We start from the raw sequence: 18,845 nt of genomic DNA, 5'->3' as shown, positions 1-18,845 counted from the left end.
ATATACGAGAAATTATCAATCCCGTAATTGCAAATACAGCAACAAACAATACGAATTTGTGAATATTCTGTTAGTGGTTGCTGGTCGCGCTAAGTGTCCAAAAGTATAAAATCCCAAAGTCTTTTTTGGGCGTGCCGGCTCCTCCCGATAGCTATCGGGAGGAGCCGTCGGGTTTTCGGCTCTATCTGCTCCGTTCCTCCGCAGGATGCCGCCTCTACCCCTCACGCGGAAGAACGTTGCGATTCATGATAACGGTAACTTAGCGGCTCGAAACGCACTGTTTACAGTATGTGTGCCAACCTCCAAGGTTTTCAAAACCTTGTAGGTTTAATTTGTAGGAAATGAGAGATTGCTTCGTTGTTCCTCCTTGCAATGACTTTGCAGGAAAAGTAATCGAATACTAATTCAACGCATACGGCGCGCTCAGCCTAAACGTAGGCACAATAACCTTAAAAGTTCGTGTAGTAGTAAAGTTCACCATGCTGAAATAACCCCTCATAGCACCGAAAGGCGATGCCAGCAGGCAGCCCGAACTGTAGGTGTGCTTCTCGCCAGGCTTCAGCACAGGCTTTTTACCGATAACCCCTTCGCCGTCTACAATTTCCATATCGTTAAGCGAGTCGAAAATTTCCCAGTGGCGGGTGTTAAGTTGCACAGAATCCTTGCCGTGGTTTTCTATGGTTATCTCATAAGAAAAGGCAAATTGTATCTTGTAGTTCTTGAAGTAGGTGCCTTCAAAACTGGTAGATACTGATATTTTAATGCCTCGTGTTACTTGTGATACCATCCGGGGGGATTTACGTCTTATTATGTAAAAATACAAAAATTATCCTCTGGGTCGCTAAAATCATGGTTTAAATTAAGCTTATCTAATTTTTAATTCTTTAGAGGCTAATTAATAATATTCGTGGAATTTGCCGTCCCGCGCCCAATAACCCTGTCATAACGCTCATTGTTCTGCCTGTAGTATACAAAAATATTATAATCGTCCTCAGTCTGGTAAAAATTGCCGTCAATAGCGTTTTCATTATCTACTTTCCCGTTTTTATCGGCCACGATGTACATGAAATTATTAAATCCCTGCTTTATCATGATGGCTTTCTCATATAGCGAGGTCTTCTCGTTATATTCCATTTTATACTCATCTGTCCTGGCATAATTATTAAACATGCCGCCTACATATATGTCTTTTTTCTCAAAAAATTCAGGTGCACTCAGCGAAAAGAACACCCATGTATAATCGGACTCCAGGAAAGGATTGCTCACGCTAAGGTTGATGTTCTTGGTCACGAAATTGCCATTGACATCCGGGAAATACGTATAGGGTTTGCTCGCACGGGCACTGCTCACATATAATATCGTGTTATACACTTCTCCGGCCGTGATGCGCAGTACGTTGTTTACGGCATTCCGTATGTCTTTGTTCTCAAAATAGAGGTATTCATTACCTGCCCAAAACTGGGTCTCTTTATCATATTTATAAATAAGGTCATTGCCAATGGTATATTGGGGTTTTACATTATAAATGGCATTATCGAAACGGCCATTTTGCGTAAGGACAACTTTTACATTTTGCAGCGGGCTCTGGAATACAAAGGCATCCGTTTTAATAGAGAAATCGAGATTGTGCTTTCCGTCCCTTTCCACCATACCGCGCGCTCTTTTTACCTGTACAGGTACCGATACACGGTCTTCATAAATAATCACCTTCCGCGAAAACACCACATCCCGGTCTTCGTTAAGTACTTTTATTATGTAATTTCCGCTCAATTTTATACTGGTAAATCTATTCGGGAACGTAAGCGTGTACCGGGAATAGATCTGTAGTGTGTTGAAGGAATTCTCATAGGCCTGGATACGCTGCGAATCGAAGCCTGTCAGGTAGTCGTTTACTGTCAGCTGCGAAGAAGGGGTCCAGTCGTAATTGCAATGTTGTATAGAATAATAATAGTTCGCTTCGTTACCAAAAAGGTCGTCAAAAACCAGTTGTATGGTTTCGCCAAGCCTGAAGTAGGGATACACATTTTGGGTGTTCTCCGTAAAAGATACGGTCTTAATATTATAAGGAGGGGCTATTTCCTGCTGAACCTGCCCAAATACTGTAATAGAAAGGATTGCTGCTGCTGCCGTAAAGAGCCGCGTAAGGGCATTTATCATTGTGAAAATTTGTTTTATTCGTGAACGTAAATATAATAAAAATAGTATAACACGGTTATGAGGCTGATTTTATAGGCTAAAAAACTCATCCTGTCGGGTTTTGTGTTAAAAAGCGAAGCAATAAATAGGGCTTTTTGTAGTTTTAACCATACCAATTTATAAACCACAACAAACCATGAAGAACTTCAGATTATGGGTGTTCCTTGCAGCCGTGCCCCTTTCGGGATTTGCACAGGACCTGAAAGGCGATGCGCCCATTCCTTTCGACCCTGCCGTGAAAACCGGTAAACTTAAGAACGGCCTTACCTACTACATCAGGAAAAATTCCAAACCGGAGAACAAAGTCGACCTCAGGCTGGTCATCAATGCCGGTTCTATATTGGAGGATGACGACCAGCAGGGGCTTGCCCACTTTATGGAGCACATGTGCTTTAACGGCACAAAGCGCTTCCCTAAAAATGCCCTCGTAGATTACCTCCAGAGCATCGGCGTAAAATTTGGCCAGCACCTTAATGCTTATACCAGTTTCGATGAAACCGTTTATTTCCTTCCTATCCCCAGCGATAATCCCGAAAAGCTGGAGAAAGGCTTCCAGATCATTGAAGACTGGGCTTTCAATGCAGTGCTTACCCCTGAAGAAATTGACAAGGAGAGGGGAGTAGTGCTCGAAGAATACCGCATCGGCCTTGGTGCCGACAACCGCATGATGAAGCGCTTTATGCCAAAAATGATGTACAAGTCGCATTATGCAGACCGCCTGCCGATCGGGCAAAAAGAGATACTTGAGAATTTTACCTACGATAAGATCACGAAGTTCTATAAAGACTGGTACCGCCCCGACCTGATGGCCGTTATTGTGGTGGGCGACATCGACGTGGCCGCAATGGAGAAAAAGATACAGGAGCATTTTTCATCCTACAGCAACCCTAAGAACGAAAGGCCAAGAAAAATGTTCGAAGTTCCCAACCACAAGGAAACTTTTGTTGCCATAGAAACAGACAAGGAAGCTACGGGATCGGATGTTGAGATCATCTACAAAGATTATGAGATGCCTAAGACCATTGTAACGGTTGGCGATTACCAAAAAGATATCGAGAAGGGGCTTTTCTCAATGATGCTTAACAACCGCCTTCGTGAACTGGCCAATTCTCCCACACCGCCGTTTACTTTTGGGATGAGCTATCACGCGGGCATCGGTGCGAGGACGAAAGAGGGCTACCAGGCGCGTGCCATGACAGCGGAAGGCAAGCAGCTCGAAGCGCTTAAAGTACTTCTTGACGAAAGCCGCCGCGTGCAAAAATATGGCTTTAGCGAAAGCGAGCTGGAGCGAGCAAAGACCGATATCCTGGCGCGCCTGGAACGCGGCTATAATGAGCGGGACAAAACCATGTCGGCAGCCTATGTTGGCCAGTACCAAAGCAATTTCCTTACCAAAAGCCCTGCGCCGGGAATTGAATGGACATTTGACGCAATGAAAAAGATGCTTCCTTCGGTAAAGCTTGCCAACATCAACAGCCTTATCAACGGCTATATGAAGGAGGACAACCGCGTGGTGGTAATTACCGGGCCGGAAAAAGAAGGTGTGGTTATGCCTGCCGAAAAAGAGGTGCTCGCCGTTCTTAACTCCTCAGGAGAAAACCTTAAGCCGTATGATGAGGGTACAAAAGCAACCAGTCTGCTGCGAAATGAAGTGAAGCCGGGCACTATTACCAAAAAGGAATCGAATGCCAAGCTGGGCACCACTACGCTTACCCTAAGCAACGGCGTGAAAGTAACCTACAAGAAAACCGACTTTAAGAACAATGAGATACTTATGGAGGCCGTGAGCTTTGGCGGTACCAACATGTATACTGTTGATGAAATGAAAAAGACCGAGTGGGCCGACAGGGGCCTCACTGATGCCGGTTTTTCCGGGCTGAAGCAAAATGACATTACGAAGTTCATGGCAGGTAAAATTGCAGGTGTGAGGCCTTATATTTATGATTCTACCGAAGGCATGACAGGGAGCACTACGCCGAAAGATATGGAATACCTGTTCCAGATGGTGCATGCTTATTTCACCGACCTCAACCTCGATAAAGAAGCATTTGAAGGCTACAAGAAAAAGCAGATGTCAATGTTTGCTAATATGGGTTCAAACCCGGAGAGTTATTTTACGCAGGAAGTTTCACGATTCGCGGGGCAGAACAACCCAAGGTACACCGACCCGCTCCCTACAGCAGAAACCTGGGCACAGACCGACTATGAGCTGGCCTACAAAAAATATAAGGAGCGCTTTGCCAATGCGGGTGATTTTGAGTTCTTCTTCGTAGGAAACATAGATGATAAGGCAATCGAAGAGTATTCTGCCAAATACCTGGCATCGTTGCCATCTACCGGGAAAAAAGAAAAGATGATTGATTTAGGGATCCGTTCTCTAAAAGGAGAGCACAAAAAGATAGTTTATAAAGGTACCGAGCCTAAGAGCAAAGTAATGATACGGTACAGGGGAGAAGCGGTATATAGTGCAAAAGAAAAACTTGCGCTCGAAGCCCTGGCTGAAATCCTTACTATAAAGCTGACAGAGGAACTTCGTGAAAAAGAAAGCGGGGTTTATAGTGTAAGCGCTAATGGTGCTATGGAAAAAGTGCCGTATGGCTCGTTTCGTTTTACCATTTCTTTTCCGTGCGGGCCTGATAATGCCGAAAAGCTGGCGGCAGGTGCGCTGGCAGAGGTACAAAAGATCATTGCCAACGGCCCCGAAGAAAAAGACCTGAATAAGTACAAAGAGGGTGAGCTGATGGATTATAAGAAGAATATCAAGGAGAACCGCACCTGGCTAAACATACTTACTGATGCCTACACCGATGGCGAAAATGCCGAAGACGTCCTTAAATATGAGGAAAATGTGGCGGCGATCTCAGCAAAGGATATTCAGGCTGTAGCCAAAAAATACCTCAGCGGCGACAAGATCGTAGCGATGCTGATGCCTGAAAAATAAAATTAATTTTTGGATTTAGATTGGAAAGGCCCCGCTGTAATGGCGGGGCTCTTTTGTTTTACTAACAGCCAGCCGGCCTGATTTTCGTAAGAGGGGATAATCTGTATAAAAATCGTACTTTTGTACCCGTAAAATTTTGACAATGATTATTCAAAAGACAAGGGAAGAAATTGAGTTGATGCGCCAGAGCGCACTTATAGTTTCCAAAACATTGGGCATGATAGCCACAGAGATAAAACCGGGTGTAACTACACTGCAACTTGATAAGCTGGCAGAAGAATTCATTCGCGATAATGGCGCTGTCCCGGGATTTAAGGGCCTTTACGGATGCCCTTCCACGTTGCTGACCAGCGTTAATGAACAGGTCGTTCACGGCCTCCCAACCGACAGGCCCATTCAGGAAGGCGATATCGTATCGGTAGATTGTGGCGCTATAATGAACGAATTTTATGGCGACCATGCCTATACTTTTGAGATAGGCGAAGTAGCTGAAGATACTAAGAAGCTATTAAGGGTGACCAAGGAATCCCTATATGTAGGCATTCGCGAATTCAGGATCGGGAACCGTGTTGAAGATGTTGGTAATGCCATACAGCGATATACCGAAGCAGAAGGCTACGGCGTGGTGCGGGAACTTGTAGGCCACGGCCTTGGCAAAAAAATGCACGAAGAGCCCGAAATGCCGAACTATGGCAAACGCGGCCGCGGCAAGCTTTTCATCGAAGGCATGGTAGTAGCTTTGGAGCCAATGATAAATATGGGAACTAAAAACGTAAGGACATTGAAAGATGGCTGGACAATAGTGACCCGCGATGGCAAGCCAAGCGCCCACTTCGAGCATAATGTAGCATTGGTTGACGGCAAACCCGAACTCCTTTCTACTTTCGCTTATATTTATAAAGCATTGGGGATAGAGAGTGATGAAGAGAATGAATTTAGGAAGGTACCGCTGGTGTTGTAATTAAGACTGTTTCGCAAAGATTCACAAAGAAGACACAAAGGTTCGCAAAGATTTTTAATATGGATGTAAACCCATTATCTAATAAAATTATTGGTTTGGCAATTGAAGTGCATAAGAATCTGGGGCCGGGACTTTTGGAATCTGCTTATTGTGAATGCCTAAGCTATGAGATCAGGAAAAGTGGATTATACGTTGAAAGTCAAAAAGCGCTACCAATAATATATAAAGATATTAAACTGGAACATGGCTACAGGTTGGATCTGCTTGTTGAAAATAAGCTTGTACTTGAATTAAAAACAGTTGAATGTTTTACGGAAGTTCACTTCGCACAAATTCTCACCTATTTAAAATTAGGTAATTACCCTCTCGGCCTGTTGATTAATTTTCATACAAAAACCCTTAAAGAAGGAATCAAACGTTTTATAAACCAAAACCACATTGATTCGTATGACCAATAAGCCTTTGTGGTTCTTTGTGTCTTCTTTGCGCATCTTTGTGGAATAGCTTCTAAATAATGAAGAAACTTTTCAAATTCATACTCAACACCATTCCCCGCCCGCTACTGATAAGACTAAGCTACGTGATCAGGCCGGTACTTGCATTCGCACTAAAAGGGAATACATATACCGACCCTATTGACGGAAAAAGCTTTAAGAATTTCCTTCCGTATGGCTACGGACACCAACGCAATAATGTGTTGTCGCCAAGTACGCTCTCCCTGGAAAGGCACCGCCTGCTATGGCTCTACCTCAAGAACGAAACTGATTTTTTCACGGCCCAAAAGAAAGTGTTGCATTTTGCACCCGAGCAGGCATTTTTCAAGCTGTTCAGGAACCAAAAGAACCTTGACTACATCACAACCGACCTTTATTCTCCGCTTGCAGATGTAAAGGCCGATATATGCAACCTCCCTTTTGAGGATAACGCCTACGACCTTATATTGTGCAACCACGTGTTGGAACACATCCCTGATGACACCAAAGCGATGCAGGAACTCTACAGGGTGATGAAACCAGGCGGAATGGGAATCTTCCAGATTCCGCAGGATTTAAGCAGGGCAACCACTTTTGAAGATGACTCGATAACTGATGCTAAAGAGCGCGCAAGGATATTCGGGCAGTACGACCACGTAAGGGTTTACGGTCGGGATTACTTTGATAAGCTGCGCAGCATCGGCTTCAGGGTAGTTGAAGAAGACTATACCAGAAAACTATCCCCGGAAGATGTGGAACGCTATTGCCTTGCCAAAGGGGAGATTATCCCGGTTTGTTATAAAGATTAGAATTTATTCTCTAACAGGAAATTTTTCAGAGTATATCGCGTAGCGATTGAAATTTGGTAGAGATACATCGCACACGTGCCGGTACGTTTTTCCCGTAGGGAATCAATACTATATACACTATATGAAAGTAAAAAGCCTGAGGTCATCCATCAGGCTTTTACATTTTATCTAAGATATCAGCAACTAAGAACCTCATTTCCTCAGCCCCTTCCTTAAGACACCAACGAATGCCTTGTCATTACTGCCGGCTGCTCCAGTCCCATTAGGTCAAGAATAGTAGGCGCGATATCACCCAATATACCGTCTTTTATGTGCGTCAGTTCTTTATCAACTAAAATGATAGGCACAGGGTTGGTGGTATGTGCCGTGTTCGGGCTGCCATCAGGGTTTATCATCGTTTCACAATTGCCATGGTCAGCAATAACTATAGTTGTATAGCCATTTTCAAGGGCGGTTTCGATTACCTCTTTCGCGCAGGCGTCTACTGCTTCGCAGGCTTTAATGGCGGCTTCCATCACACCGGTATGGCCCACCATGTCGCCATTGGCAAAATTAAGGCATACAAAATCCACTTCACCTTTTTTAAGCTCCGGGATCAATGCATCCTTCAGGTCGAAAGCGCTCATTTCGGGTTTCAGGTCGTAGGTAGCGACTTTTGGCGAAGGGCACATAAGGCGTTTCTCGCCTTCAAAAGGCTCTTCGCGCCCGCCTGAAAAGAAGAAGGTAACGTGCGGGTACTTCTCGGTCTCGGCTATGCGTATCTGTTTTTTGCCATTGCGCGACACTATTTCGCCAAGGGTCTCGGTAAGGTTGTCTTTATCATAAACTACATGGATGTCCTTAAAGGTATCATCATAGTTAGTCATCGTCACATAATACAGTTTCAGCTTGTGCATGTTCTGCTCGTGTACATCGAATTGCGAAAGCACCTCAGTAAGCTGCCTGCCTCGGTCGGTACGGAAGTTAAAGAAGATAACCACATCATCCGGCTCAATTTTAGCTAACGGATTGCCCTTATCATCGGTCATAACAATAGGCTTGATGAACTCATCGGTAATACCCTCGTTATAATTTTCGTGGATGCTGTCTACTGCATTGGTTGAAGGTTCACCCGTGCCGTTTACCAAAAGGTCATATGCCAGTTTCACACGCTCCCAGCGCTTATCGCGGTCCATTGCATAATAGCGCCCTACGATAGAAGCTAGTTTTGCTTTGGTATTTTTAAGGTGGTTCTCAAGGTCGGAAATAAAGAATACGCCCGATTTCGGGTCAACATCCCGCCCATCAGTAAACGCGTGTACGAATACATTCTCAACACCGGCTTCCTGCGTCGCATCAACAAGCCCTTTCAGGTGGTCGATATGCGAATGCACGCCGCCATTGGATACAAGGCCCAACAGGTGTACTTTCTTATTGTTTTTTTTTGCGTAATTGAATGCATCGATAAGCGGTTGCTCCTGTGCAAGTGTTTTATTCTGTACAGCAAGGTTGATCCTTACAAGATCCTGGTACACGATGCGGCCTGCGCCGAGGTTCATGTGGCCTACCTCGCTGTTGCCCATCTGTCCTTCGGGAAGACCCACATTAAGGCCGTCGGTACGGAGGGAGGCATTAGGATAATTTTTGTAAAGGCTGTTGATGAAGGGGACATTGGCATTGTCAATGGCCGATACCTTTGGATCTGGCGCTTTTCCCCAGCCGTCAAGTATCATTAAAATTACTTTTTTGTTCATTTTCAACGAATTAGATGTGTTTGGCACGGTTTTGGAACTATAATATCCTGTAAACGTGGGTATAAATTTACTACATATTTAGCCATGTTTCAAGAGATGGGTTCAGGTTTATATATTGTTTTAGCAAAAATTTATAAATTATTTAATAGTCAGGCAATATCACCAGCCGGAACCCGTTATAATGTAGGATTATCAATGAAAGTGAAGGCACATTCGCAGCGGCGAACTGCCAAATGAAAATGTTAAATAATTGATTTTAACACAGTTGCTATTTTTTATTTTGAGCTCTTTAACTTATTTTAGCGACCTGTTAAAAACACAACTACTAAAATTACAATGGTTTACAACTTTTTTACGTCCGTTTTCTTTTTGTTCTTTTCAATTACAGCAACAACACCAAAACACGAAAATTCCTCCGGATTGCTTGCTTCTACAGAAGTAAATTCAGCATCGGCAGCAGAATCGTTGTACAACAACATCAAGTCACATTCCCTTTCAATGCCCGGCTTTGAATGCTTCTCGAAAGCCTTCAACGGTTTTAGCCGTCTTAAGCTTGAGGGGAAAATAAAAAAAGACCTTCTTACGGTTATTGATTTTACCAAATCGTCTGCCACAAAAAGGCTTTGGATCATTGACATGGCTACACAAACTGTTTTATACAATACGCTTGTAGCGCACGGCAGGAATAGCGGCGATGAGTACGCTTCGGTATTCTCAAATGACCCAAATTCAAACTGTAGCAGCCTTGGTTTTTATGCTACTGGCGAAATTTACATGGGCAAGCACGGTGAGTCACTAAGGTTAGACGGCCTTGAGCAGGGCATCAATAACAATGCACGCAACAGGGCAGTAGTAATGCATGCAGCAGACTATGTAAGCGAAAGCTTTGCAATGCAACACCAACGGATTGGCAGGAGTCAGGGATGCCCGGCCCTTCCTAACGAATTGAATGAAGAGATCATCAATCTGATACAGGGTAAATCGTGTATTTTCATATACCACCCGTCGCAAAGCTATATTTCGGCATCTAAATTACTTTCGTAGTTTGTCGTACAGGGCTTTGTCCAGGTTATAAATATCATTGCGAAACTGCAATCCACCCCTATCCATCCACGCGGTCCAGTACAGCTGGTGGATAGGGGTGGTTTTTTTTAGGCCCAGGAATTGGGTTTCGCCTGTTGCCACCATCTCATCCAGCTTTTTCCGGTCTGTATTCTTGTCATCGTGCAGCACATATTCTGCCAGCCTGAAAGGATCTTCCACCCGCACACAGCCCGAACTTAATGCGCGGTCGTTTTTTTTGAAATACTCCCGGTGGTTGGTGTCATGCAGGTACACAGAATACCCATTCCTGAAATTAAATTTTATTCTCCCAAGCGAATTATGGTTTCCCGGGCTTTGTATGTACACATAATGATTCGGTTTCAGGGAATCCCATTTGGCAACCGGAACCTCATTCTTTCCCCTGAAAATTTTAATATTAAGATGCGAAAAATGCGCTGTATCTTTTATCGCGGCGGGTGTAAGGTCTTTTACAAGATAGGTAGGAGGGATAGTCCATGTGGGGTTGATCACCAGTTGGTTGATGGAAGAATACAAGATCGGCGATTTCCTGTCAGGCTTGCCAACGATGACTTTATAAGTGTCTAAGGTATCTTTATTATTTTCAACTATGGTAAGCTGGTAGGCCGGGATATTTACAATTATCGCCTGCTCGCCAAAATCATACGGGAACCACCGCCACCGTTCCAAATTAGCAACTATCTGGGTTTTTCTTTCGTCGCGTTTTATATTCAAAGCTTCGGCAGTACGGCTGTCAACGACTCCGGTAGCATATATGCCATGCCTTTGCTGGAATTTCTTTATAGCCTTAGCAGTTGCCTTATTATATTCGCCATCCTTCGCATCTTTAGCAGAAAGGTCGCCCCAGTAGGTAAGCCGCTGTTTTATTGTGGCCACGACAGCACCGGAATCATTGAGCTTTAAAGGCTTTTCAAATGCAATTTCCCCGATATCCGAATCATCAGGTAATTCGTTAAGATATTTGAGACTTTTGCGCAGCCCTGCATATATCGGATGTTTTGGTCGGCACCGACCCAAAACCTCAGCAGGGTCATGGTTTTGCAAAGCTTCCGTAAGTAGTTTATTAGCATCCAGTTTTTTTGGTGCCAATGCCCAGTCTTTATACATGGAACGGGGCATCAATTTCCCTTTAAACAAATGCGTTGCCAGCTTTGTGAACGATTCCGTCAGCAGGATGTCGTACTGCACGCATTCCTCTTTGGTGATAGTCGTAAGCGCTTCGAATTTTTCCAGCGTATCCAGGCTGTAGTCTTTGGGTTGAAGTCCGTCAGATGCCGCGTCTTTAATAACAGACAGTAGTGCTTTGCGGTCGGTAGTATTGATCCAGGCAGTTTTAGCGCCATTACCTGTATAAAAATCTTTAACGGAAGCAGTAGAATTTTCGAACAGGCCAGGATCAACAGCAAGCGGGGTGTTTTTTAAATAAGCTGAGTTTACAGGTGTCTCATTTTCGTCGACCGCGTTCTTACAGGACGGGAAGAGGAAAAGCATCGACAATAGTATGATAACAGCTTTTGGCATTTCGGTGTGTATTTTCACTATTAAAGGTAATAATAAAATGATGCAGTAAAATGGTATGAGTGCAATACTTTTGTTAAACAATACGTTACGGCGAATTCAGAATGAAACAGTCAGCCTGCCTTCCTTCCGATTTCTTTTCAAAGGTAAAGCAGATGGTGAGTAAAATTTTTCGCAAATGAATATTAGAAGGTATCAAATGAAAATTCGTTTTGCAGAGAGCATATTTCTCATTGGCAATGTTTTAGCCCGTAGCTGCGGGATGGATAAAAAATAAGATACAGAGGTGATCTAAAATTTTTAAAAAAAAGCTTGCATCTAAGAAAAGATATTCCTTATATTTGCACCCACAAAAGCGGAAGTAGCTCAGTTGGTAGAGCTCCAGCCTTCCAAGCTGGTTGTCGCGAGTTCGAGCCTCGTCTTCCGCTCTGCAAAAAAGCCCAAACAGCAATGTTTGGGCTTTTTTTTATGAAATTATAACATCGCTCTCTCTATCCGTCCTGTCATTGCGAGGAGGAACGACGAAGCAATCTTTCCACTTCAGTGAATGAGCTATCGTTCGGAGGAAATATAGCCGCGCTCCATTCTTCCGCCCGCAATGACTGCATCTGAAGATTGATCGAGATTGCGGCAATTAATTAACCCAATATCCTTTCCAGTATCTTCGCTATATTTTTTGCATCATCAACACCTCGATGGTGCGTGCCTTCCAACGGAATATCCAGTAGTGCCAACGCCCCCGCCATTCCCTGCTCATGCCCAAGTTTGTTCTTTAGTGCAAACAACGTCTTTACATTAATATGCGATGGCCCGAAAGGATAACCCACATTCAGCGCGGTACACTGCCTTTGAAACTGTTTTTGGTCGTATGCGCCAAAGCTTGCCCAGGCACGGCTCTGTGACAGGTAATCTTTTTTCAGGATGTTGCAGGCTTCTTTAAACGATATTCCCTGTTCCGCTACCATTTCGGGTGTTATAGTAGTGAGCTCCGTACAGAATGCACTTACATCCGAACGCTCCGGCTTTACAATGATCCCGCGGTTATCCGTGATCTCGCGGGTATGCACATCCAGCAGGCAGATGCCAATTTCTATAATGTCATTCTCCATGCCGGAAGGATTGAGCCCATCCCAGCAGGTAGCCTCAACATCTACCACCAGTATCTTATCTAATTTTTTTGCCATTTGGGCTACGATTATGTTCTTTCAATGTAGAACTATTTAAAAAATCTTTTCGTGTGTAATACCCTTACGATATATATAGTCTTTTCCTTAATAAAAAAATGAATACCATAAGGGAAAACCTGTGCAAATGCAATTCGGATATTTCTATATCGAATTTGATGAAGCTTCGGATTTTCCTGAATGCGCTCTATTGTAGCCAAAATTGCTAAAAGAAAGCGATCATTTAAACTTTCGGATATTTCAATATAATATTCCGAAGATTCCTGTATATCTGATTGGGCTTCGTCTGAAAAAATAATTGAAAACACTATTTTTTGAAGAGTTTGGATTTCACTTCCTTCCAAGGGGTATAATTTATCTGCCCTTTTTCATGACGATCCAGCATATCATCCATCATGGCTTTGTATTCGTCAGAAAGTTCAAAACTATTTGCTTTTTCCCTCAATACATGTTCCATGTAATTTTTTAGCTTTCTTCCTTCCATTTCTGCCTGAACCTGAAGTAAAGCAATGGTTTGATCATCCAATGCTATTTCTTTCCTGTTTTTTTGCTGTAACATAACTGTAAATTTTACAGCTAATATACGTATAATCTATGTGATTATTAAAAGCTAAATAATTACCTCAACCACGACAGGTCACTTCCCGCCTCCAACTCTTCCGGTTCCTTCCCCTGCCTGAACAATCGCGCAGGTAAGTCACCTTTCAAAAGCACAGTATTCCCTTTTATATCCAGCCAGCTGCCTTCGCGAAGCCCCAATACCGGTGGCGTGTTGAACTGATGGAATTCCTTTATACGTGTCTCGCGCGTTTCCCCCATGTGCGTCGACCCCTGCTGCGGGTCTAAATAGTGCGGGTTCAGGTTGAACGGCACCAGCCCCAGTGTCTTAAAGCTTGGCGGATAGACAATCGGCATATCGTTGGTCGTTTGCATTGTCAGCCCGCAGATGTTGCTCCCGGCGCTGCTGCCAAGGTAGGGCGTGCCATTTTTCACGGCATTTTCTATAGCGGTCATAACACCCGTTTTATATAGCTGTGATACCAGCAGGAATGTATTTCCCCCGCCCGTAAAAAGCGCTTCCGCATTGGCTACAGCCTCAGCGGGGTTTTCAAATTCGTGCACGCCTTTCACGCTGATGCCCAGCCCGGCAAAAAAATTGGCAACCCTTTTTGTATAGTCGTCATGGGATATGCCGCCCGGTCGCGCATAGGGAATAAACAGCAGCGAACCACAATCTTTGAAATGCTCCTTCAGCGCAGGGGCCAGGTATTCGAGGTAATTTCCGCCATGAAGTGTGGAGGTGCTTGCAATAATTAGTTTTTTCATCCGTTAAATAGTCTTAGAAAAGGTAAAGTTACAAAGATTTTGATGCGGTGGGAGTTGAAAATGTAACGGCTTTATCTCTGGCAACCGCTTATCAATCACCTATACCAATTATTTTGAAGAACTTCCTTATTCATTCTTTACTGCTCCTGTTTTCACTTGCAGCTATTTCCCAAAACCGTACGCCTGTTAAAGGCAAAGTAACCTCCGATTTCGACGACCTCGAAGGGATCTACGTCATCAACAAGACGGCCGAAACTTCTGTAGTGACCACACGTGGCGGATATTTTACCATAAATGCACAGCCAAACGACACCCTCATATTCTCCGCCCTGCAATTTGAGGCAAAAGATGTTATAATTAATGAAAAAGACTTTGGAGAAACACTGCTTTTCGTACCTTTAGCTATACATACACGCAATTTGGATGAGCTGGTCATTGTAGATTACAGGTATATCAATTCCGAATCGCTGGGGCTGGTTCCCAAAGGGCAGAAACAGTACACGCCTGCCGAAAAAAAACTGGCCACTGCGTCGAAATGGAAAATGAACCCATTGGGGCTCGACCCCCTCATCAATATGTTTTCAGGGCGCACCGCCATGCTGCAAAAAGCAGTGGAAGCGGAGAAGAAAGAGCTTTTAATGGACAAAATAAACTATATTTATAGTGAAGAGGATATCGTCAGACAGTTTAAGATCCCTGAGGAATATGTAAAAGGCTTTATCTTTTATAGTGTAGAAAATAAATATTTTGCGAAAGCCATAAACGCGAAAGATGATAATATGGCGAAATTCCTGCTCGCAGGACTGGCGGTAAAATACCTTAAACTGATCAATGAGAAATAGCCTTTTTATTATAATGCTTTGTATACCGGTGCTTCTTTTTTCGCAGGAGCGCAAAACGCTCAATGGGCGCGTAGTTGTAGACGATGCCGGTATTGGCGATGTTTTCATAATCAACAAGGCTACCGGCATCGAAAAGAAATCGGATGCCATGGGCAACTTTACCATAGAGGCCAAACCCGGAGATAAGATAACGGCCTACAGTCCTCGAACCGTAGTAAGGGATTTTGCCATTAGTGAGCAATCGTTTAAGGAAAACCCATACACCATCAGCGTGAACATACAGGCGTATGAGCTGGATGAAGTGGTGGTCGACAAAAGCATCAACTCTGTATCCCTGGGTATTGTACCCAAAGGCCAGAAACAGTATACTCCCGCCGAAAGGAAGCTTTTTACAGCGACAAGTGGCTTTGGGGTGGATGCATTGCTGAATGCCCTTAGCGGGCGCACCCAGATGCTCAAGCGCGCCGTGGAGACCGAGAAAAAGGAAATGCTGATGGAGAAGATCGGGAATATATGTACCGAAGAGGATATTATAACCGAATATAAGATACCAAAAGAATATGTTAGCGGCTTTGTTTATTACATTGTCGAAGACAGGGAATTTGCGAATGCTGTAAATACTAAAAATTATACGATGGCCCGTTTTTTAATGACGGGGCTATCACTAAAATACCTAAAACTTATCCCAAATGAAAAGTAAGCTGATCTGTCTGTTGCTCCTTGTTTGTACCGTGGCATTCCCTCAGGGGCGAAAATCATTGCGTGGCAACGTTAAATCGGGAGGAGTAACGTTAGTTGGAGTGTTTGTTATTAATAACAAGACCGGTGATGAGACCAAAACCGACAGCCAGGGGAATTTCATTATCGCTGCCAAACCGGGCGATAAGCTTGCGGTGTATAGCGATAAGACCGAGACAAGGGAATTTGTGATCACCGAAGATTCTTTCAGGAACATGCCTTATGCCGTGAGTGTAGAATATAAGGCTACCGAGCTTAACGAGGTGGTTATTGACGAAACAAATAAAGACGACCCGTATGCGCTCGGGCAAAAAGGGCGGCTCGCAGCCAATACCCCGGCAGAGCGTAAAGCAGTTACAGGCGCAAGGATAGGGCCTAAATTTAACGATCCTACTGTGCAGGGTATGGCAATCAATGGCGATGGCATCATCAACATTTTTACAGGAAAAAGAAAAGCATTGAAAAGAGCTGTAGAAATGGAGCGCAGGGAAAGGCTGATTTCAAAATTTAAGACGATCTATAGCGACGAAACGCTTATTGTTGAATTTGGTATCCCAAAGGAAAATGTTGACGGGTTCAGTTACTATTGCATAGAAGACAAAAAAATGGCACAGGCCATCACCGAAATTAAAACCGATGTCATAGAATCCCTTATGCCGGACATGGTATTGAAGTATGTTGAAATGGTGAAAAATGGAAAATAGGCTGCTATACCTGCTGCTTCTTTTTACGGCCACCATATTCGCCCAAAACCGGCAATTGCTCAAGGGTAATGTTACTATTGGGGATGCTGCAGGTGGCGGTATTTTTGTTATAAACAATAAAACAGGGGAGGAGACCAAAACCGACAGCCAGGGCAGCTTCAGCATTATGGCGAAAATTGGCGATGCCCTTGCCGTATACAGCGATAAAACAGAAGTGAGGGAATTTGCCGTTACTGCAAATACATTCAAAGAGACGCCCTATAGGGTAAGTGTTAACTACAAAGCCTACGAACTTGAGGAAGTTGCCATTGATAAATACAAAAATATAAACTCCGAAGCATTGGGTATTGTCCCAAAAGGGCAGAAGCAGTACACCGTTGCCGAGCGGAGGCTGAAGACCGCTGGTGACTTTAAGCCGATTATGCTCCTCGGCATTATTGCAGGCGGTATGCCCATCGACCCTATTATCAACGCCATCAATGGACGTACCAAAATGCTGAAAGGCGCATTGGCAACCGAAAGGAAAGAAATGCTGATGGAAAAGATCAATAATATCTGCAACGAAGAGACTATCATCAACGAATTCCATATACCTGTAGAATACGTAAACGGTTTTATATTTTATATCGTGGAAGACAGGGATTTTGCCGCCGCACTTAAGGCGAATAATAATGACCAGGCAAAATTCCTTATGGCCGGTCTGGCAAAAAAATACCTTAAACTTATAGATGCTAAATAAACTTGTTGCAATATTGTTCGTTTTGTTCCCGTTCGCAATAGAAGCACAGGAAAAACAGTTGCGCGGTATAGTGATCACCGATGAGTTGAAGGTAGAAAACGTTACTGTTACCAATACCACTACGAATATAAGTACGGTAACCGGCAGCAATGGCAGTTTTACAATTGAAGCAAAAGTAAAGGATGTACTTACCTTTCAGGGGGACATCTTCAAACCGCTTATAATTGTCCTGAAACCTTCAGATTTTGCAGAAGAAGCATTAGTGGTCAGGTTGGAACCTGCCGCGACGATGCTCAACGAAGTAGTCGTTACAGGCCTTACCGGTAATCTGGCTGTCGACAGCAAAAAAATAAAGACACCACAGATAAACACCTGGTTTAATGCAGCCGAGATCAACAAGGATGTCCTTACCAATTCTAATATCGGTGCCAACTGGATTGCGGGAGTATCCATGCTCTTCAAAAAGCCGAAGAAGCCCAAACGCGCTACAGAATACACGCAGTCCGTAAAATCGCAACGCCGTTTCTCTGAGATCGTGAAGGACTCCTATCCGGAAGAATTCTTTACGGAAACCCTGAAACTAAGGGTGAGCCTTATTGGCGCTTTTCTCGCTTTTTGCGATGACAGGGCCGATCGGAAACTGCTGCAGGAAAATTATGGCATGGAACTCATCGAATTCCTCAAAACCCAAAGCGCTGAATTCCTAAAACTGAACCCGGATGCGAAATAAATTACTTTGTTTTACTCTTTTACTTTTGCTTCCATTTATGGCTTTCGCCCAAAAGGAGCCGCGGCAGGTATTGTATGGTAAAGTGGTTGCGGACTCGCTGAAAACCGATAATATTTCGGTAAACAACCTCTCATCGAATATTGGCGCCGTAACCGACAATGACGGGAATTTTACAATCTACGCAAGGCCAACGGACACACTGTTATTTTCGAGTATAACGTTCCATTCCATACAAATGGTGCTGAGCAAGGAACATTTTACAGGAAAGCAGCTGGTTATTAAGCTGGATTTGAATGTCACGATGCTCGACGAGGTTGTCATCAGGCCAACAGTACTGCTGGGGGATCTGGCGGCAGATAGTAAGAAAACCAAAACCATGCAGGTCACTTCGTCCCTCGATTCGAAACAGCTTGTAATGACAGCGCCCTACAAACCCCAGTCACCACTAAATGAAAAGCGCTACCCGAATGAAAGTGTACTCAAAGGGATCGACTTCATCAAGATATTTGAAATGTTTAAAAAGCGCAAAAAGAAAGACAAAGCGGAGATTTATAAAGTTGCTGCAAAATCTTTCAGGGAATCGGTAAAGGAAAGGTTTACCTACCACTTTTTTACAGAGACGATTAAAATTCCCCGTGACGAAATCGAGCTGTTTATTAATTTTTGCGATACCAAAGATGCAGCAAAACTTCTTCCTCCCGACAAAGAATTTGAACTGACTGATTACCTTGTAGCTAAGAGTATAGAGTACCTTAAGTTGGATAAGAAATGATTGCTTTATGCCTCGTGGGTTCACAGGGAATGGCGATATCAGCTGTCGCACTCTGTGGACTCACACCAAAGGTGTTATTCTAAATAAGCTCAGTGA

Annotated in this window: 19 protein-coding genes and 1 tRNA gene; 12 read left to right on the top strand and 8 right to left on the bottom strand. The window is 43.8% G+C overall.

What is annotated here, in order from left to right; all coding sequences use genetic code 11:
- Positions 1 to 400: 400 nt before the first annotated feature.
- Positions 401 to 787 carry a Co2+/Mg2+ efflux protein ApaG gene (gene apaG / locus AAEO56_RS04885; protein WP_341695905.1) on the bottom strand — a complete coding sequence of 129 codons (387 nt, stop codon included), beginning with the start codon at positions 785 to 787 and terminating at the stop codon, positions 401 to 403.
- A gap of 104 nt (positions 788 to 891) precedes the next feature.
- Complete coding sequence (locus AAEO56_RS04880; RefSeq protein ID WP_341695904.1) at positions 892 to 2,157, bottom strand: type IX secretion system plug protein; 1,266 nt, start codon at positions 2,155 to 2,157, stop codon at positions 892 to 894.
- A gap of 175 nt (positions 2,158 to 2,332) precedes the next feature.
- On the opposite strand from AAEO56_RS04880, the gene AAEO56_RS04875 reads away from it, so the two are divergent.
- From AAEO56_RS04875 to AAEO56_RS04860, 4 genes are all read left to right on the top strand, one after another.
- Positions 2,333 to 5,137, top strand: coding sequence for a M16 family metallopeptidase (locus AAEO56_RS04875; RefSeq protein WP_341695903.1), 2,805 nt, complete (start codon positions 2,333 to 2,335; stop codon positions 5,135 to 5,137).
- Positions 5,138 to 5,279: 142 nt separating this feature from the next.
- On the top strand, positions 5,280 to 6,098 hold the full coding sequence (map, locus tag AAEO56_RS04870) for a type I methionyl aminopeptidase (protein WP_341695902.1): 819 nt from the start codon (positions 5,280 to 5,282) through the stop codon (positions 6,096 to 6,098).
- 59 nt (positions 6,099 to 6,157) lie between these two features.
- Positions 6,158 to 6,556, top strand: coding sequence for a GxxExxY protein (locus tag AAEO56_RS04865; RefSeq protein WP_341695901.1), 399 nt, complete (start codon positions 6,158 to 6,160; stop codon positions 6,554 to 6,556).
- Between the two features lie 56 nt (positions 6,557 to 6,612).
- Entirely contained in the window at positions 6,613 to 7,380 is a 768-nt protein-coding gene (locus tag AAEO56_RS04860; protein WP_341695900.1) for a class I SAM-dependent methyltransferase, read from the top strand.
- Between the two features lie 212 nt (positions 7,381 to 7,592).
- Here the strand turns inward: AAEO56_RS04860 and gpmI are convergent, their stop codons facing one another.
- Complete coding sequence (gene gpmI / locus AAEO56_RS04855; protein WP_341695899.1) at positions 7,593 to 9,113, bottom strand: 2,3-bisphosphoglycerate-independent phosphoglycerate mutase; 1,521 nt, start codon at positions 9,111 to 9,113, stop codon at positions 7,593 to 7,595.
- A 336-nt stretch (positions 9,114 to 9,449) separates the two neighbouring features.
- On the opposite strand from gpmI, the gene AAEO56_RS04850 reads away from it, so the two are divergent.
- Positions 9,450 to 10,157 (top strand): murein L,D-transpeptidase catalytic domain family protein, encoded by a 708-nt coding sequence (locus AAEO56_RS04850; protein ID WP_341695898.1) that lies wholly within the window; start codon positions 9,450 to 9,452, stop codon positions 10,155 to 10,157.
- Here AAEO56_RS04850 and AAEO56_RS04845 read toward each other — a convergent pair.
- Complete coding sequence (locus AAEO56_RS04845; RefSeq protein ID WP_341695897.1) at positions 10,146 to 11,717, bottom strand: L,D-transpeptidase family protein; 1,572 nt, start codon at positions 11,715 to 11,717, stop codon at positions 10,146 to 10,148. The genes AAEO56_RS04850 and AAEO56_RS04845 overlap by 12 nt on opposite strands.
- A 352-nt stretch (positions 11,718 to 12,069) precedes the next feature.
- Here AAEO56_RS04845 and AAEO56_RS04840 point away from each other — a divergent pair.
- Positions 12,070 to 12,142, top strand: a tRNA-Gly gene (locus AAEO56_RS04840).
- 210 nt (positions 12,143 to 12,352) lie between these two features.
- On the opposite strand, the gene AAEO56_RS04835 is transcribed toward AAEO56_RS04840, so the two are convergent.
- Genes AAEO56_RS04835 through pepE form a run of 4 tightly spaced genes read right to left on the bottom strand, consistent with a single transcriptional unit; the run spans position 12,353 to position 14,224 of the window.
- Positions 12,353 to 12,898, bottom strand: a complete 546-nt coding sequence (locus tag AAEO56_RS04835; protein ID WP_341695896.1) for a 3'-5' exonuclease — start codon at positions 12,896 to 12,898, stop codon at positions 12,353 to 12,355.
- 32 nt (positions 12,899 to 12,930) lie between these two features.
- Positions 12,931 to 13,206 carry a type II toxin-antitoxin system RelE/ParE family toxin gene (locus AAEO56_RS19280; protein ID WP_407934953.1) on the bottom strand — a complete coding sequence of 92 codons (276 nt, stop codon included), beginning with the start codon at positions 13,204 to 13,206 and terminating at the stop codon, positions 12,931 to 12,933.
- Positions 13,206 to 13,457 (bottom strand): hypothetical protein, encoded by a 252-nt coding sequence (locus AAEO56_RS04830; RefSeq protein ID WP_341695895.1) that lies wholly within the window; start codon positions 13,455 to 13,457, stop codon positions 13,206 to 13,208. The genes AAEO56_RS19280 and AAEO56_RS04830 overlap by 1 nt, the downstream gene beginning before the upstream one ends.
- 59 nt (positions 13,458 to 13,516) lie before the next feature.
- A complete protein-coding gene (pepE, locus tag AAEO56_RS04825; RefSeq protein ID WP_341695894.1) occupies positions 13,517 to 14,224 on the bottom strand; it encodes a dipeptidase PepE in 708 nt (235 codons plus the stop codon).
- 113 nt (positions 14,225 to 14,337) lie between these two features.
- Between pepE and AAEO56_RS04820 the strand changes: the two genes are divergently transcribed.
- From AAEO56_RS04820 to AAEO56_RS04795, 6 genes are read left to right on the top strand one after another with little or no spacing between them, the layout of a single operon-like run.
- Positions 14,338 to 15,066, top strand: coding sequence for a hypothetical protein (locus AAEO56_RS04820; protein ID WP_341695893.1), 729 nt, complete (start codon positions 14,338 to 14,340; stop codon positions 15,064 to 15,066).
- Positions 15,056 to 15,766: a hypothetical protein gene (locus AAEO56_RS04815; RefSeq protein WP_341695892.1), complete on the top strand. Its 711-nt coding sequence runs from the start codon at positions 15,056 to 15,058 to the stop codon at positions 15,764 to 15,766. The genes AAEO56_RS04820 and AAEO56_RS04815 overlap by 11 nt, the downstream gene beginning before the upstream one ends.
- On the top strand, positions 15,756 to 16,508 hold the full coding sequence (locus tag AAEO56_RS04810; protein WP_341695891.1) for a hypothetical protein: 753 nt from the start codon (positions 15,756 to 15,758) through the stop codon (positions 16,506 to 16,508). Before AAEO56_RS04815 ends, AAEO56_RS04810 begins: the two co-directional genes overlap by 11 nt.
- Positions 16,498 to 17,247: a hypothetical protein gene (locus AAEO56_RS04805; protein WP_341695890.1), complete on the top strand. Its 750-nt coding sequence runs from the start codon at positions 16,498 to 16,500 to the stop codon at positions 17,245 to 17,247. Before AAEO56_RS04810 ends, AAEO56_RS04805 begins: the two co-directional genes overlap by 11 nt.
- Positions 17,237 to 17,977, top strand: coding sequence for a hypothetical protein (locus AAEO56_RS04800; protein WP_341695889.1), 741 nt, complete (start codon positions 17,237 to 17,239; stop codon positions 17,975 to 17,977). The genes AAEO56_RS04805 and AAEO56_RS04800 overlap by 11 nt, the downstream gene beginning before the upstream one ends.
- Complete coding sequence (locus AAEO56_RS04795) at positions 17,967 to 18,749, top strand: carboxypeptidase-like regulatory domain-containing protein (RefSeq protein ID WP_341695888.1); 783 nt, start codon at positions 17,967 to 17,969, stop codon at positions 18,747 to 18,749. Before AAEO56_RS04800 ends, AAEO56_RS04795 begins: the two co-directional genes overlap by 11 nt.
- The last annotated feature ends 96 nt before the right edge of the window (positions 18,750 to 18,845 follow it).

The sequence above is a fragment of the Flavobacterium arundinis genome, assembly GCF_038289855.1.
Taxonomy (GTDB): Bacteria; Bacteroidota; Bacteroidia; order Flavobacteriales; family Flavobacteriaceae; genus Flavobacterium; species Flavobacterium arundinis.
This window is presented reverse-complemented; position numbering and strand designations above follow the sequence as displayed.

What these genes read in the sequence shown, in the direction of transcription:
- AAEO56_RS04865 (WP_341695901.1), top strand. Translation starts at nt 6,158, where the DNA reads ATGGATGTAAACCCATTATCTAATAAAATTATTGGTTTGGCAATTGAA.
- AAEO56_RS04805 (WP_341695890.1), top strand. Translation starts at nt 16,498, where the DNA reads ATGGAAAATAGGCTGCTATACCTGCTGCTTCTTTTTACGGCCACCATA.
- apaG (WP_341695905.1), bottom strand. Translation starts at nt 787, where the DNA reads ATGGTATCACAAGTAACACGAGGCATTAAAATATCAGTATCTACCAGT.
- AAEO56_RS04880 (WP_341695904.1), bottom strand. Translation starts at nt 2,157, where the DNA reads ATGATAAATGCCCTTACGCGGCTCTTTACGGCAGCAGCAGCAATCCTT.
- AAEO56_RS04875 (WP_341695903.1), top strand. Translation starts at nt 2,333, where the DNA reads ATGAAGAACTTCAGATTATGGGTGTTCCTTGCAGCCGTGCCCCTTTCG.
- AAEO56_RS04835 (WP_341695896.1), bottom strand. Translation starts at nt 12,898, where the DNA reads ATGGCAAAAAAATTAGATAAGATACTGGTGGTAGATGTTGAGGCTACC.
- pepE (WP_341695894.1), bottom strand. Translation starts at nt 14,224, where the DNA reads ATGAAAAAACTAATTATTGCAAGCACCTCCACACTTCATGGCGGAAAT.
- map (WP_341695902.1), top strand. Translation starts at nt 5,280, where the DNA reads ATGATTATTCAAAAGACAAGGGAAGAAATTGAGTTGATGCGCCAGAGC.
- AAEO56_RS04860 (WP_341695900.1), top strand. Translation starts at nt 6,613, where the DNA reads ATGAAGAAACTTTTCAAATTCATACTCAACACCATTCCCCGCCCGCTA.
- AAEO56_RS04830 (WP_341695895.1), bottom strand. Translation starts at nt 13,457, where the DNA reads ATGTTACAGCAAAAAAACAGGAAAGAAATAGCATTGGATGATCAAACC.
- AAEO56_RS04800 (WP_341695889.1), top strand. Translation starts at nt 17,237, where the DNA reads ATGCTAAATAAACTTGTTGCAATATTGTTCGTTTTGTTCCCGTTCGCA.
- AAEO56_RS04795 (WP_341695888.1), top strand. Translation starts at nt 17,967, where the DNA reads ATGCGAAATAAATTACTTTGTTTTACTCTTTTACTTTTGCTTCCATTT.
- AAEO56_RS04815 (WP_341695892.1), top strand. Translation starts at nt 15,056, where the DNA reads ATGAGAAATAGCCTTTTTATTATAATGCTTTGTATACCGGTGCTTCTT.
- AAEO56_RS04850 (WP_341695898.1), top strand. Translation starts at nt 9,450, where the DNA reads ATGGTTTACAACTTTTTTACGTCCGTTTTCTTTTTGTTCTTTTCAATT.
- AAEO56_RS04845 (WP_341695897.1), bottom strand. Translation starts at nt 11,717, where the DNA reads ATGCCAAAAGCTGTTATCATACTATTGTCGATGCTTTTCCTCTTCCCG.
- gpmI (WP_341695899.1), bottom strand. Translation starts at nt 9,113, where the DNA reads ATGAACAAAAAAGTAATTTTAATGATACTTGACGGCTGGGGAAAAGCG.
- AAEO56_RS04810 (WP_341695891.1), top strand. Translation starts at nt 15,756, where the DNA reads ATGAAAAGTAAGCTGATCTGTCTGTTGCTCCTTGTTTGTACCGTGGCA.